10 protein-coding genes are annotated in these 13,125 nt (G+C 68.3%); 1 reads left to right on the forward strand and 9 read right to left on the reverse strand.

The features are described 5' to 3' along the window. Positions 1 to 43 precede the first annotated feature (43 nt). The 9 genes from CNE_RS11505 to gloB form a co-directional block, all read right to left on the reverse strand. Positions 44 to 469, reverse strand: a complete 426-nt coding sequence (locus tag CNE_RS11505; RefSeq protein WP_013957295.1) for an acyl-CoA thioesterase — start codon at positions 467 to 469, stop codon at positions 44 to 46. After that, the gene (locus CNE_RS11510) at positions 466 to 2,154 is read right to left on the reverse strand and encodes an AMP-binding protein (protein WP_013957296.1); all 1,689 of its coding nucleotides are present in this window, start codon (positions 2,152 to 2,154) and stop codon (positions 466 to 468) included. Before CNE_RS11510 ends, CNE_RS11505 begins: the two co-directional genes overlap by 4 nt. A 59-nt stretch (positions 2,155 to 2,213) precedes the next feature. After that, positions 2,214 to 3,383, reverse strand: a complete 1,170-nt coding sequence (locus CNE_RS11515) for an acyl-CoA dehydrogenase family protein (protein ID WP_013957297.1) — start codon at positions 3,381 to 3,383, stop codon at positions 2,214 to 2,216. Between the two features lie 6 nt (positions 3,384 to 3,389). Further along, a complete protein-coding gene (locus CNE_RS11520; RefSeq protein ID WP_013957298.1) occupies positions 3,390 to 4,241 on the reverse strand; it encodes an enoyl-CoA hydratase family protein in 852 nt (283 codons plus the stop codon). Between the two features lie 35 nt (positions 4,242 to 4,276). Further along, positions 4,277 to 5,080, reverse strand: coding sequence for an SDR family NAD(P)-dependent oxidoreductase (locus tag CNE_RS11525; protein ID WP_013957299.1), 804 nt, complete (start codon positions 5,078 to 5,080; stop codon positions 4,277 to 4,279). Further along, the gene (locus CNE_RS11530; protein WP_013957300.1) at positions 5,077 to 7,431 is read right to left on the reverse strand and encodes a bifunctional salicylyl-CoA 5-hydroxylase/oxidoreductase; all 2,355 of its coding nucleotides are present in this window, start codon (positions 7,429 to 7,431) and stop codon (positions 5,077 to 5,079) included. The genes CNE_RS11525 and CNE_RS11530 overlap by 4 nt, the downstream gene beginning before the upstream one ends. A 171-nt stretch (positions 7,432 to 7,602) precedes the next feature. Next, the gene (locus CNE_RS11535; RefSeq protein ID WP_041228002.1) at positions 7,603 to 9,495 is read right to left on the reverse strand and encodes a propionate--CoA ligase; all 1,893 of its coding nucleotides are present in this window, start codon (positions 9,493 to 9,495) and stop codon (positions 7,603 to 7,605) included. Between the two features lie 184 nt (positions 9,496 to 9,679). Then, positions 9,680 to 11,362: a transglycosylase SLT domain-containing protein gene (locus tag CNE_RS11540; RefSeq protein ID WP_013957302.1), complete on the reverse strand. Its 1,683-nt coding sequence runs from the start codon at positions 11,360 to 11,362 to the stop codon at positions 9,680 to 9,682. Between the two features lie 142 nt (positions 11,363 to 11,504). Further along, on the reverse strand, positions 11,505 to 12,305 hold the full coding sequence (gene gloB / locus CNE_RS11545; protein ID WP_041228004.1) for a hydroxyacylglutathione hydrolase: 801 nt from the start codon (positions 12,303 to 12,305) through the stop codon (positions 11,505 to 11,507). A gap of 12 nt (positions 12,306 to 12,317) precedes the next feature. Between gloB and CNE_RS11550 the strand changes: the two genes are divergently transcribed. Then, positions 12,318 to 13,118 (forward strand): methyltransferase domain-containing protein, encoded by an 801-nt coding sequence (locus tag CNE_RS11550; protein WP_013957304.1) that lies wholly within the window; start codon positions 12,318 to 12,320, stop codon positions 13,116 to 13,118. Positions 13,119 to 13,125 lie beyond the last annotated feature (7 nt).

The raw sequence follows: 13,125 nt of genomic DNA on the forward strand, positions 1-13,125 counted from the left end.
GTTTTCCTGTTGATATCTGTATGAGTGGATGGAATTCCGGGATTCAAGCCGTCGCGACCAGGTAGGACGACATGGCCTCGCGCACGGCATCGGGCAACGGCTGCGGAGCAATCGAGCCGGTATCGACGCAGACCAGCCGCTGCGTCACTTCCATGCGGGTATCGTCATGCGGGCCAGCGAAGCGGATCGCGAGGGTAAAGCTGGACTGGCCCAGCTTCAGCACGCGCAGCTCCCGTGTCAGCACCTCGCCCAGCCGGCTCGGCGCCAGGAAGCGGCACTCCAGCTCGGCGGTCGGCACGCCCGCGTGGCCCTCGCCATGCATGGCATCGAAGGGCCAGCCCAACGCCTCGCTAAACCAGTCTTCGATCAGATCGTTGAGCATCTCGAAATAGCGCGGGTAGAACACGATGCCCGCGGCGTCGCAGTGCTTGAAGCGCACCAGGACGGTGCTGCGGAACACGGGGCTCATGGCTTCCCCGCCTGGTTAGTGCCGCCATTGCCACCGCCATTGCCCTGCTCCGCCATCTGCCGCAGCCGGAAGCGCTGCAGCTTGCCGGTCTCGGTGCGCGGCAGCGCCGGCACGAACACAATGCGGCGCGGATACTTGTAGGGTGCGATCTGGCGCTTCACGTAGTCCTGCAGCGCGGTGCGGGTAGCGTCGTCCGCCGCCACGCCCTCGCGCAGCACCACATAGGCCATCACCACCTGGCCGCGCCCGTCGTCGGGCGCACCGACCACACCGCATTCGGCCACTGCCTCGTGCTGCATGAGTGCGCTTTCCACCTCCGGCCCGGCGATGTTGTAGCCGGCCGAGATGATCATGTCGTCCGAACGCGCCTGGTAGAAGTAGTAGCCGTCCTCGTCGACGAAGAAGGTATCGCCCGGCAGGTTCCAGCCCGCCTTCACATAGTTGGACTGGCGCGGATCGTCCAGGTAGCGGCAGCCGGTCGGCCCCTGCACCGCCAGCTTGCCGACCTGTCCCGGCGGCAGGGGCTGCATGTTCTCGTCGACGATCTGCGCGACATAGCCCGGCACCACCCGCCCGATCGCGCCCGGCCTGACCTCGGCGCCGGCGCTGGAGATAAAGATATGCATCATCTCCGTGCCGCCGATGCCGTCGGTCATCTCGATGCCGGTGGCCGCCTTCCAGCTCTGGCGCGTGGCGTCCGGCAGGGCTTCGCCGGCCGACACGCTCTTCTTCAGGCTGGACAGGTCATAGCGCGGCGCCAGCGTTGCCATCTGCCGGTAGAAGGTGGGCGCGGTAAAGACGATGGTGGCGCGGAAATCCTGGATCAGCCCGAGCAGCGTCTCTGGCGTCAGCTTCTCGGCCAGCACGGCGCTGGCGCCGATGCGCAGCGGGAAACACAGCATGCCGCCCAGCCCGAAGGTGAACGCGATCGGCGGCGTGCCGCAGAACACGTCGTCGGGCTGCGGGCACAGCACGTGGCGCGGGAACAGGTCGCACATGGCCAGCACGTCGCGATGGAAGTGCATGGTGCCCTTGGGCTGGCCGGTGGTGCCGCTGGTAAAGGCGATCAGGCAGACATCGTCGCTGGCGGTGTCGCAGGCCGCGAAGGCATCCGGCTTGCCCGCCAGCGCCGCCTCCAGCGAACCCTCGCCTTCACCGTTGAAGTACAGCGTGCGCGCCAGGCTCGGGCAGTGGAATTCGCCGCCCTCCTGCTGGTTGGCGTCGAGCTCCTCGCGCAGCCGCGCATCGCACAGCGCGGCGCCGACCTGGGCCTTGTCGATGATCTGCTTCAGCTCCTTGGCGCGCAGCAGCGGCATGGTCGGCACCGCGACCAGGCCCGCCTTGAGCGTGGCCAGCCAGCTGGCGGCCATCATCAGGTTGTTGGGTCCGCGCAGCAGCACGCGGCTGCCGGGCACCAGTTGCATGTCCTCGACCAGCACATGGGCGATGCGGTTCACCAGCGCCGCCAGCTGCGCATACGTGACCGTCTCGATCTGTCCGTCGCGGCGATGGCGGATGGCGATGCGCTCGCCGCGGCCTTCGCGCACGTGGCGGTCTAGCAGCTCCACCGCGGCATTCATCCGCTCCGGGTAGTCGGTATCGGCATTGAAGCGGAACACCGGCCACATTTCGGGCGGCGGCAGGCGGTCGCGCGCGAAGGTATCGAGGTGGGCTGTGGTCGCCATGGCTTGTCTCCTGTCTGCTCTGTATCGGTACGGCAGTTCGTGGGTAGCTCGCAGGCGCGTCAGGCTTTGCGCCCGGCCAGCGTCTCGCGTGCAATGATCAGCTTCTGCACTTCGGTGGCGCCTTCATAGATACGCAGCGAGCGGATCTCGCGGTACAGGCTTTCCACCCGCGTGCCGACCTTGACGCCCAGGCCGCCGAACATCTGCACCGCACGGTCGATCACCTGCTGCGCGTTCTCGGTCGCCACCATCTTGGCCATGGCCGCCTCGCGCGTGGTGCGCTGGCCCTTGACATCGCGCAGCCAGGCCGCGCGGTAGGTCAGCAGCGCCGCGGCATCGATCGCGGTGGCCATGTCGCCGATGGCGGCCTGGGTCAGCTGCAGGTCGGCCAGCACGCCGCCGAACATCGGACGCGCGCAGGCGCGCGCCAGTGCATCGTCCAGCGCGGCGCGGCCAAAGCCCAGCGCCGCCGCCGCAACCGAGGCACGGAAGATGTCGAGCGTCATCATCGCCACCTTGAAGCCCTGCCCCGCTTCGCCCAGCCGGTTGCCCACGGGCACGCGGCAGTTGTCGAAACGCAGCGTGGCGAGCGGGTGCGGCGCCATCACGTCGATGCGCTCGGCGATGGTCAGGCCTGGCGTATCCGCATCCACCACGAAGGCGGAGATGCCGCGTGCGCCCGGCGCCTCGCCGGTGCGCACGAACACGCAGTAGAAGTCGGCAATGCCGCCGTTGGAAATCCAGGTCTTGGCGCCGTCGATCACATAGTGGCTGCCGTCGTCCGACAGCCGTGCGCTGCACTGCATGGCGGCCACATCGGAACCGGCCTCCGGCTCGGACAGTGCAAACGCGGCAATCGCCTCGCCGCGGGCCACGCGCGGCAGGTAATGCGCGCGCAGCGCAGCGCTGCCGGCCAGCGAGATCGCGCCCGAGCCCAGCCCCTGCATGGCAAAGGCAAAATCGGCCAGGCCGTCATGGCGCGCCAGGGTTTCGCGCAGCAGGCACAGCGAGCGTGAATCCAGCGCCGGCAGCGCGCCGCCGTGCGCGGCCGGCACGCAATAGCGCAGCCAGCCGGCCTCGCCCAGCTGGCGCACCAGCGCGCGGCAGGCGGCGTCGGTATCGCTGTGGTCGACATGGAGGTGTTGCGCGCACCAGGCGTCCAGTTCGCGCTCCAGTGTGCGGTGCGCGTCGTCGAACAGCGGCAGGTCGAGATAGGTCTTGTCGGACATGGCGCTTCAGTCCCCTTCGAACACCGGCTTGGTCTTGGCGACGAAGGCCTCGTAGGCGCGACGGAAGTCGCGCGTCTGCATGCAGATGGCCTGGGCTTCGGCCTCGGCCTCGATGGCCTCGTCCAGCCCCATGTTCCATTCCTGGTGTAGCAGCTTCTTGGTCACGCCGTGGGCAAAGGTCGGGCCAGCGGCCAGTTGCGCGGCCAGCGCATGGGCCTGGGCCAGCACCGCTTCGGACGGATGCAGCGCATTGAAGAAGCCCCACTGCAGGCCCTCTTCCGCGCTCATCGAGCGGCCGGTGTAGAGCAGTTCGCTGGCACGCCCCTGCCCGATCACGCGCGGCAGCAGCGTGCACGCGCCCATGTCGGCGCCGGCCAGGCCGACGCGCGTGAACAGGAACGCGGTCTTGGCCTGCGCCGTGCCCAGGCGCATATCGGAAGCCAGCGCCATCATCGCGCCGGCGCCGGCGCAGATGCCGTCGACCGCGCTGACTACCGGCTGCGGGCAGGCGCGCATGGCCTTGACCAGGTCGCCGGTCATGCGCGTGAAGTCGAGCAGCTCAGGCATGGTCATGCGCGTGAGCGGCCCGATGATCTCGTGCACGTCGCCGCCCGAGCAGTAGTTGCCGCCGGCGCCCGTCACCACCACCGCCTTGATGTCGCTGGCATAGCACAGGCCGCGGAACAGGTCGCGCAGCTCGGCATAGGAATCGAAAGTCAGCGGGTTCTTGCGCTCCGGCCGGTTCAGCGTCACGGTGCCGACCTTGCCGTCGCCGGACACCGACCACAGGAAGTGCTTCGGCTGGTAGCCGGCAAAGCTGCGCTTGTGGTGGCGCATGTCGAGTGCGATCTCTGTCATGGGTTTCTCTCGTTGTCTGTTGCAGTCGGTGAGGTTCAGCCCGCCATCACTTCGCCGCCGGCGACGGGGATCGCCTGGCCGGTGATCGCGGCCGCGGATGGCTGGCACAGCCAGGCCACCGCGTCGGCCACTTCCTCGGGCTGCACCAGCCGCCGTTGCGGATTGCGTGCGGCCAGCTCGGCGCGCGCCTGTTCCTCGGTACGGCCGGTCTTGCCGACGATATTGGCCACCGCGTCGCGCACGATGTCGGTTTCGGTATAGCCCGGGCAGACCGCATTGACGGTCACGCCCTTGGCCGCGGTTTCCAGCGCCAGCGCGCGCGTCAGGCCGATCACCCCATGCTTGGCCGCGCAATAGGCGCTGACATAGCCGTAGCCGATCAGGCCGGCCGTACTCGCCACATTGACGATGCGGCCCCAGCCCGCATCGAGCATCGCCGGCAGCGCCGCCTGCGTGCACAGGAAGGTGCCGGTCAGGTTCACATCCAGCATGCGCTGCCACAGCCCGGCATCGGTCTTCAGGAACGGTGCGCTGTGCGCCTGGCCGGCATTGTTGACCAGCATCGACACCGGGCCGGCCTGCTCGGCGGCGGCGGCAAAGGCGCGCGCCACGCTGCCGGCATCGGCGATATCGGCCGTGACAAGGGAGACCACGGCGCCTGCGGGAGCAAGCTTACGCAGCGCTTGCACGGTCGCCTGCAACGCGCCGGCATCGCGGCCCAGCAGCGTCACGCTGGCGCCGTCGGCCAGCAGCCGGCGCGCGATGGCCGCGCCGATGCCGCGCCCGCCGCCGGTGACCAGTGCGTGGCGCCCTGACAGTGAACCCGTGCTGCGCGTCATCCCTGCTTCTCCTGCGCCGCGGCGCGTTCCAGGTTGGTTTCCAGTTGCCGCTTGCCGGCCTGGTACTGCTTGGGCCAGGCGATATCGCGATAGCCGATGCGCGCCGCTTCCTGCAGCGTCCAGGCCGGGTTGGCCAGGTGCGGCCGCGCGATCGCGCACAGGTCGGCACGGCCCGCGGCGATGATCGAGTCGACGTGGTCGGCCTCGAAGATCGCGCCCACGGCAATGGTGGCGATGCCGGCCTCGTTGCGGATGCGGTCGGCAAACGGGGTCTGGTACATGCGGCCGTAGACCGGCGCCTGGTCCGGGCTGACCTGGCCCGACGAGCAGTCGATCATGTCGGCGCCGGCGGCCTTGAAGGCGCGTGCGATCTCGATCGCGTCGTCGGGGGTGATGCCGCCTTCGACCCAGTCATGCGCCGAGATGCGCACCGACATCGGCTTGTGTTCCGGCCACACTGCACGCACCGCGGCAAACACCTCGAGCGGGTAGCGCAGCCGCGCGGCCAGCGAACCGCCGTATTCATCTTCCCGCGTATTGGTCAGCGGCGAGATAAAGCTCGACAGCAGGTAGCCGTGCGCGCAGTGCAGCTCCAGCCAGTCGAAGCCGGCCTCGGCGGCGCGGCGCGCGCTGGCGACGAAGTCATCGCGCACACGCCCCATGTCTGCGCGCGTCATCTCGCGCGGGGTCTGCGACTCGCCCGGCAGGTAAGGCAGCGGCGAGGCCGAGATCACCGGCCAGTTGCCTTCCGGCAGCGGATGGTCCATTGCCTCCCAGCCGAGCTGCGTCGAGCCCTTGCGGCCCGAGTGGCCGATCTGCATGGCGATGCGCGCATCGCTGTTAGCATGCACGAAGTCGACGATGCGGCGCCAGGCGTCGCGCTGTGCGTCGTTCCACAAACCCGGGCATCCCGGCGTGATGCGCGCATCGGGCGACACGCAGGTCATCTCCGCCACCACCATGCCGGCGCCGCCCAGCGCGCGCGAACCCAGGTGGACCAGGTGGAAGTCGCCGGGCACGCCGTCGGTGCACGAATACATCGCCATCGGCGACACCACCACGCGGTTCTTCAGCGTGACGCCGCGCATGCGGAACGGCGTGAACATCGGCGGCAGCGGCAGGTGCTCGCGCAGTTGCAGGCTCTCCGGTTGCACGCCGGCCTGCCGCGCCAGCCAGTGCTCGAACTGCGCCACGTAGTCCGCATCGCGCACGCGCAGGTTCTCATGCGAGATGCGCTGCGAGCGCGTCAGCAGGGAATAGGCGAACTGCTCCGGCGGCAGGCTGCCCGCGTAGCGCTCGACGTTCTCGAACCATTCGGTCGAGTTGCGCGCCGCGTTCTGGATCTTCAGCACTTCCACGCCGCGCGTGGCTTCGTAGCGCGACAGTGCATCGGGCAGGCCGTCATGACCCCTGCCACGGATCTCTTCGGCGAGGTCAATGGCATCTTCCAACGCCAGCTTGGTGCCCGAACCGATCGAGAAATGCGCGGTGTGCGCGGCATCGCCCATCAGCACCACCGGCACGCGGCGGCCGTCGGGCAAGGTGTTCCAATGCACCCATTGGCGGCAGATCACGCGGGGGAAGCGGATCCAGATCGCCGAGCCGCGCAGGTGCGCCGCATTGGTGATCAGCTTGTTGCCGTCGAGGTAGCGCGCGAACAGGCGCTCGCAGTAGGCCACGCCCTCTTCCTGGCTCATCTGCTCGATGCCCGCCGCACGCCAGACTGACTCCGGGGCCTCGACAATAAAGGTCGAGGTGGTGTCGTCAAAGCGGTACGCGTGCGCCTGGAACCAGCCGTGCTCGGTCTTCTCGAAGGCAAAGGTGAAGGCGTCGAACAGCTTGTGCGTGCCCATCCAGACAAAGCGGCACTGGCGCGTGTCGATGTCAGGCTGGAACGTGTCGGCGTAGCGGGTGCGGATGCGGCTGTTCAGGCCGTCCGAGGCGATCACCAGGTCGGCCTGGTATTGCATCGCCAGCGCCTGGTCGTCGGACACGTCGGTCTCGAACACCAGCTTCACGCCCAGCGCCTCGCAGCGCGCCTGCAGGATATTGAGCAGGCGCTTGCGGCCGATGCCGATAAAGCCATGGCCGCCGGAGCGGATGGTGCGCCCGCCGATATGGATGTCGATATCGTCCCAGTGGTTGAAGGCCGCGTTGATCTCGGCGGCGCTGACCGGGTCGGCTTCCTTCAGGTTGTCCATGGTGGCGTCAGAGAACACCACGCCCCAGCCGAAGGTGTCGTAGGGCCGGTTGCGCTCGACCACGATGACCTCGTTGGCCGGATCCTGCAGCTTCATCAGCAGGCCGAAGTACAGGCCCGCCGGGCCACCACCAATACAAAGCACTCGCATCTGTCGCCTCCTGCCGGCTGCGCCGGGCACCTTTGCCAGGATCACACCGCCATCTAGATGATGTCTAAATATTTTATGCTTCAAATATTAGACTGCATCACGGCCGATGGCAAGGGTGGGATGCGGAGTGCCCCGCAAGGCACCCACAGCGCCACGCCCTCAACCCGCCGTCTAGCCTTTCAGCGCTGCCTGCAACTGTTCCAGCGCACCCGGGTCCTCGATCGTGGTCAGGTCGCCCGGGTCGCGCCCTTCGGCCACTGCCTGCATGGCGCGCCGCAGCAACTTGCCGGAGCGGGTCTTGGGCAGCGCATTGACAAAGAATACGCGCGCCGGCCGCGCCACGGCACCCAGTTGCTGCTCCACCGTCTTCATCAACTCGCCTTCCAATGCCAGCCGCGCTTCGGCCGTGGCCGTGCGCGCCGGATCGCGGGCGATGCAGAATGCCATCGCCACCTGCCCCTTGAGCGCGTCCTGCACGCCCACCACCGCCACCTCGGCCACGGCGGAGTTGGACGACAGGCTTTCCTCGATCTCGCGGGTGCCCAGCCGGTGGCCGGCCACGTTGATCACGTCATCGGTGCGGCCCAGGATAAAGACGTAGCCGTCGGCGTCGCGCACGCCCCAGTCGAAGGTGGAATAGCACAGCCGGTTCGGCACCGCCTGCCAGTAAGTGCGCACGAAGCGGTCGTCATCGCCCCACACGGTGCTCATGCATCCGGGCGGCAACGGGCCATCGATGGCGACCACACCCTTCTGGTTAGGCGGGCATTCCGCGCCGGTGTTCTCGTCGACGATTTTCAGGTCATAGCCATAGGCCGGCACGCCGGGCGAGCCCAGCTTAGGCGGCAGCGCCTCGATGCCGCGCTGGATCGCGAGGATCGGCCAGCCGGATTCGGTCTGCCAGTAGTTGTCGACCACCGGCTTGCCCAGGCCGTCCTGGATCCAGCGCGCGGTGGGCTCGTCCAGCGGCTCGCCGGCCAGGAACAGCAGGCGCAGGCTGGACAGGTCGTAGCGGGTCAGCCAGGCCGGGTCCTGCTTCTTCAGCACGCGGATCGCGGTCGGCGCGCTGAACATCAGGTTGACCTTGTATTGCTCCACCAGCCGCCACAGGATGCCGCCGTCCGGGCGGATCGGCGTGCCTTCATACATCAGCGTGGCCATGCCGGCCAACAGCGGGCCATAGACGATATAGCTGTGCCCCACCACCCAGCCGATGTCCGATGCGGTGAACATGGTGTCGCCGGGCTTGCCGCAGAAGATGTACTCCATCGACGTGGCCAGCGCCACCGCGTAGCCGCCGGTATCGCGCTGCACGCCCTTGGGCTTGCCAGTGGTGCCGGAGGTGTAGAGCACGTACGACGGCTCGCTCGATTCCAGCCACACGCACGGCACCTGCACGCCGGCCACGCGCTCGCGCCAGGCGGCATAGTCCTCGTCGCGGCCCTCGGTACGGGGCATTTGCGCCAGTTGCCGGTCCACCAGCAGCACCTTCCCGGGCTGGTGCGACGAGAGTCGGATGGCCTCGTCCAGCAGCGGCTTGTAGGGCACCACCTTGCCGGCGCGCGAGCCGGCGTCGGCGCTGACCACCACGCGCGGCCGGGCATCCTCGATGCGCGCGGCCAGGCTGACCGAGGCAAAGCCGCCGAACACCACCGAATGGATCGCGCCGATGCGCGCGCACGCCAGCATGGCAAAGGCGGCTTCCGGGATCATCGGCATGTAGATCAGCACGCGGTCGCCCTTCTGCACGCCCAGGCCCTGCAGGGTCGCAGCCATGCGGCTGACCTCGTCGTGCAGCTCGGCGTAGGTATAGGTGCGGGCCTGGTCGGTCTCGGTCGAGACCCAGTGCAGCGCCGGCTGGCTGGCGCGGGCCGCCAGGTGGCGGTCGACCGCGTTGTGGCACAGGTTGGTGCGCCCGCCGACGAACCAGCGCGTAAAGGGCGCGCGGCTGTTGTCGAGCACCTGGACGAACGGGGTTTCCCAGTCGATGCGCGCCGCCTGTTCAGCCCAGAACCCCTCGGGGTCGGCCAGCGAACGGGCATGCACGGCATGGCTTGCCGTCATGTCTGTCTCCTCCGCGTCTGCGGTCATTGTGATGATGACCGTAGTTTGCCACCGGCGCGGGTGCGCGTGGACACAGATTCGGAGAGGGGTGGGCGCCGGGGCCTGGCACATGAAAAAAAAGGGGCGTGCCGACGGCATCGCCCCTTCTTGCGCCGTGCGCCGGACCAGCCGGCGCCCGCATTTGTCAGCGAGCCTTGGCCCCCTTGGTGCCGGCCTTGGCCGACGCCTTGACGGTCGGCCCCGGCTTGGACTCGCGCGCCGCGCGCGCCGGCGCCGCCTTGGCTGCCGTGTGCCGCGACGAGGCCTCGACGGTGATGCGCTTGCGCGGCTCCGCCTTGCCCTTGGCCGAGGTCCGCACGATGCCGCCCTTGCTGCTTCGCTCGGCGCGCTCGGAATGCTCCGCGCGCTCGGCACGGTCAGCCTGTTCGGCCCGCGCCGCCCGCACCGCGCCGGCGCCGCGCACCGGCACCATCAGCACCAGGCTCTGCCCGGCGACCAGCTTGGTGCCGGAGAGCTTGTTCCAAGACTGCACCTGTCCCGCCGAGACGCCATAGCGCCGCGCCACCGAGGCCACGGTGTCCCGCCGGCTGGCACGCACCACCACGCGGCGCGCATCCGGCAAGTCAGGCTCCATCGCCAGCATGGCGCTGTCGGCCAGGGTCGCGCTGATATCCTGGTCGTGGCGGCCCGAGCGCGGAATCATCACGGTCGAGCCTGCCTTCAGGCGCATGCCCTTCGGGATGCTGTTGATCTCGCGCAGCGTATCGGCGTCGACATTCAGCCGTGCCGCCAGCGCTTCGATGCGCTCGCGGCTGTCCACCGTCACCGCCGACCAGCTCGACAACCCGCCGCGGTAGGTGTTCAGGTTGTACTGGAAGCGCTCGGCGTTATCGAACGGCAGCAGGATCTGCGGGTTGGACGCGCCCAGGATCACCGGCCGGTTGAACGACGGGTTGAGCGCCTTGAACTCCTCCACCGACATGTCCGCCAGCTTTGCCGCCAGGTTCACGTCAATATCGCGCGAGGTGGTCACCGTGACAAAGTACGGGTGGTCCGGGATCTCGGGCAGCTTGACGTTATACGCGGCCGGGTTGGCGATGATGTTCTTGACCGCCTGCAGCTTCGGCACGTAGTAGCGCGTCTCATTCGGCATGGGCAGGCTGGCGTAGTCGGTCGGCAGCCCGCGCGCCTGGTTGCGCGCAATCGCGCGCGACACCGCGCCCTCGCCCCAGTTGTACGCCGCCAGCGCCAGGTGCCAGTCGCCGAACATGTCATAAAGCCGCGCCAGGTAGTCCAGCGCGGCATCGGTCGAGGCCAGCACGTCACGGCGCTCGTCGCGGAACATGTTCTGCTTCAGGTTGTACGACCTGCCGGTGCTCGGGATGAACTGCCACATGCCCGCTGCCTTGGCAGTGGACTGGGCCTGCGGGTTGAACGCGCTCTCGACGAACGGCAGCAGCGCCAGTTCGGTCGGCATCTTGCGCCGTTCCAGCTCTTCTACGATGTGGTACAGGTAGCGGCTTGAGCGCCCGACCATCCGCTCCATGTATTCCGGCCGCTGCGCATACCACTGGGTGCGGTCATCGACCAGCGTACCCTCCAGGTCCTGCATGGCAAAGCCGCGCCGGATGCGGTCCCAGATGTCGTTGGACGGGCCGCGCAGCCAGTCCAGGCCACCCTGGTCGACATTGATCGTGGAAGCGGAAGAAAGCGCCGATTTGTCGCTGAGCGAATTGAGCGGGTCCTGGCGCTTGGCGGTCTGGGCGGTCGCGGCGCCATAGGCGCCATCAGGCGGCGTGGGGGTGCTGGCGCACGCTGCAAGCAGCGCGGCGCACGCGACCACCGCCAGTAATCGACCAATTTTCATTAAGTTCTCGAATCGCGACGCCAAAAGGATGCGTGATGCTAAAAAAAACCGCGTATCGCGTCAATCAGATTTTCCATATAGCCAATCTCCGACGGGCAGCCGGAAAGCCTTGCGGCGCAAGGCCCGGCAGGCCGGGCAGCGCTCAGCGGAAATTGTCCTTCCAGCCGCGCAGCGCACCGAACGCCTGCGCATCGCCCGTGGCGGCCCCGCCCTGCGCCGCCACTGCCGCCCGTACCGCCGGCTCGCGCGAGCGCAGGAAGGGATTGACCTCGCGCTCATGGGCGATGGTGGTCGGCAGCGTCGGCTGGTCCGCCGCGCGCAGCGCGTCAACCCGCTGCTCCCACGCCGCCAGCGCGGCATTGGCCGGCTCCACCGCCCGCGCAAAGCGCACATTACTGCGCGTATATTCGTGCGCGCAATAGACGCGGGTATCACCCGGCAGCGCCGCCAGCTTGTCGAGCGAATCCAGCATCTGCGCCGGCGTGCCTTCGAACAGACGCCCGCAGCCGCTGGCGAACAGGGTATCGCCGCAGAAGACCGCCGGGCCGGCTTCGCCCAGGTCACCCACATAGGCGATATGGCCGGCGGTGTGCCCGGGCACGTCCAGCACGCGCAGCGTCAGCGCCGGCGTCTGCAATGTCACGACATCGCCTTCGCGCAGAGCCTGGGTGCGCCCGCCGATGCGTTCGCCAGCCGGCCCCAGCACCGGCATCGGCGCGCCCGACGGCGTGCGCGGGTGCGCCGCCAGCAGCTCGGCCACCCCGCCCTGGTGATCGCCGTGGTGATGGGTGATTACAATAGCGCCCAGAGCCAGACCGTTTTGCACCAGGAAGCGCTCCACCGGCGCGGCCTCGCCGGGATCGACCACGGCGGCGTGACGCCCGTCGTGGATGGCCCAGATATAGTTATCCTGGAACGCCGGGATCGGCTCAACCTTCAACATGCGCATGCTCCTATGTCCAATCGTCCCAATCATTCGATTGTAAGCTGGGAAGACTGGCTGGCCTCGCCGCCCGGTGAGTACATGCTGCGCTGGGAGGCGCAGCAGTACGACCGGACCGTGACCGACATCTTCGGCTACCACGCGGTTCAGATGGGCCTGCCCTATATTGACACCCTGCGCGAGAACCGGATGCCGTTCTCGGCGCTGGCGCTGGACCCTTCCAGCGGACCGCACGGGCCGCGTGCCGCACATCCCGACGCGCGCCAGCTGCTGTGCCGCTTCGACGAGCTGCCGTTCGACACCCAGAGCATCGACCTGGTCACCCTGCCCCACATCCTGGAATTCGCCGAAGACCCGCACGAAGTGCTGCGCGAGGTCTCGCGGGTGCTGATGCCCGAGGGGCGCGTGGTGGTCACCTGCTTCAACCCGATGAGCCTGTGGGGCGCGCGCCAGGGCATGAACCGGCTCGGCGCCACACCCTTCCTGCCGACGGACGCGCAGCAGATCGGCTTTGTGCGCATCAAGGACTGGCTCAAGCTGCTCGGCTTCGATATCATCCGCGGCCGCTTTGGCTGCTACTGCCCGCCCTACCGCACCGACCGCTGGCTGCAGCGCGCCGCCTTCATGGAAAAGGCCGGCGACCGCTGGTGGCCGATCTTCGGCGCGGTCTATATGATCTCGGCGATCAAGCGCGTGCGCAATATCCGCCTGGTCGGCCCGGCCTGGAAGAGCAAGCCGGCACTGGCCCCGGTGGCATCGCCCGTGGCCACACCCACCGGCACGCACGGCAAGACCCCCGGCGAAGAGCGCTGACGCGGTC

The organism is Cupriavidus necator N-1 (genome assembly GCF_000219215.1).
In the GTDB taxonomy this organism is placed as follows: domain Bacteria; phylum Pseudomonadota; class Gammaproteobacteria; order Burkholderiales; family Burkholderiaceae; genus Cupriavidus; species Cupriavidus necator.

Excerpts from the sequence above, each read along its gene's own strand:
- CNE_RS11525 (WP_013957299.1), bottom strand. The coding sequence starts at position 5,080 with ATGACGCGCAGCACGGGTTCACTGTCAGGGCGCCACGCACTGGTCACC.
- CNE_RS11520 (WP_013957298.1), bottom strand. The coding sequence starts at position 4,241 with ATGACAGAGATCGCACTCGACATGCGCCACCACAAGCGCAGCTTTGCC.
- CNE_RS11505 (WP_013957295.1), bottom strand. The coding sequence starts at position 469 with ATGAGCCCCGTGTTCCGCAGCACCGTCCTGGTGCGCTTCAAGCACTGC.
- CNE_RS11550 (WP_013957304.1), top strand. The coding sequence starts at position 12,318 with ATGTCCAATCGTCCCAATCATTCGATTGTAAGCTGGGAAGACTGGCTG.
- CNE_RS11530 (WP_013957300.1), bottom strand. The coding sequence starts at position 7,431 with ATGCGAGTGCTTTGTATTGGTGGTGGCCCGGCGGGCCTGTACTTCGGC.
- gloB (WP_041228004.1), bottom strand. The coding sequence starts at position 12,305 with ATGTTGAAGGTTGAGCCGATCCCGGCGTTCCAGGATAACTATATCTGG.
- CNE_RS11515 (WP_013957297.1), bottom strand. The coding sequence starts at position 3,383 with ATGTCCGACAAGACCTATCTCGACCTGCCGCTGTTCGACGACGCGCAC.
- CNE_RS11540 (WP_013957302.1), bottom strand. The coding sequence starts at position 11,362 with ATGAAAATTGGTCGATTACTGGCGGTGGTCGCGTGCGCCGCGCTGCTT.
- CNE_RS11535 (WP_041228002.1), bottom strand. The coding sequence starts at position 9,495 with ATGACGGCAAGCCATGCCGTGCATGCCCGTTCGCTGGCCGACCCCGAG.
- CNE_RS11510 (WP_013957296.1), bottom strand. The coding sequence starts at position 2,154 with ATGGCGACCACAGCCCACCTCGATACCTTCGCGCGCGACCGCCTGCCG.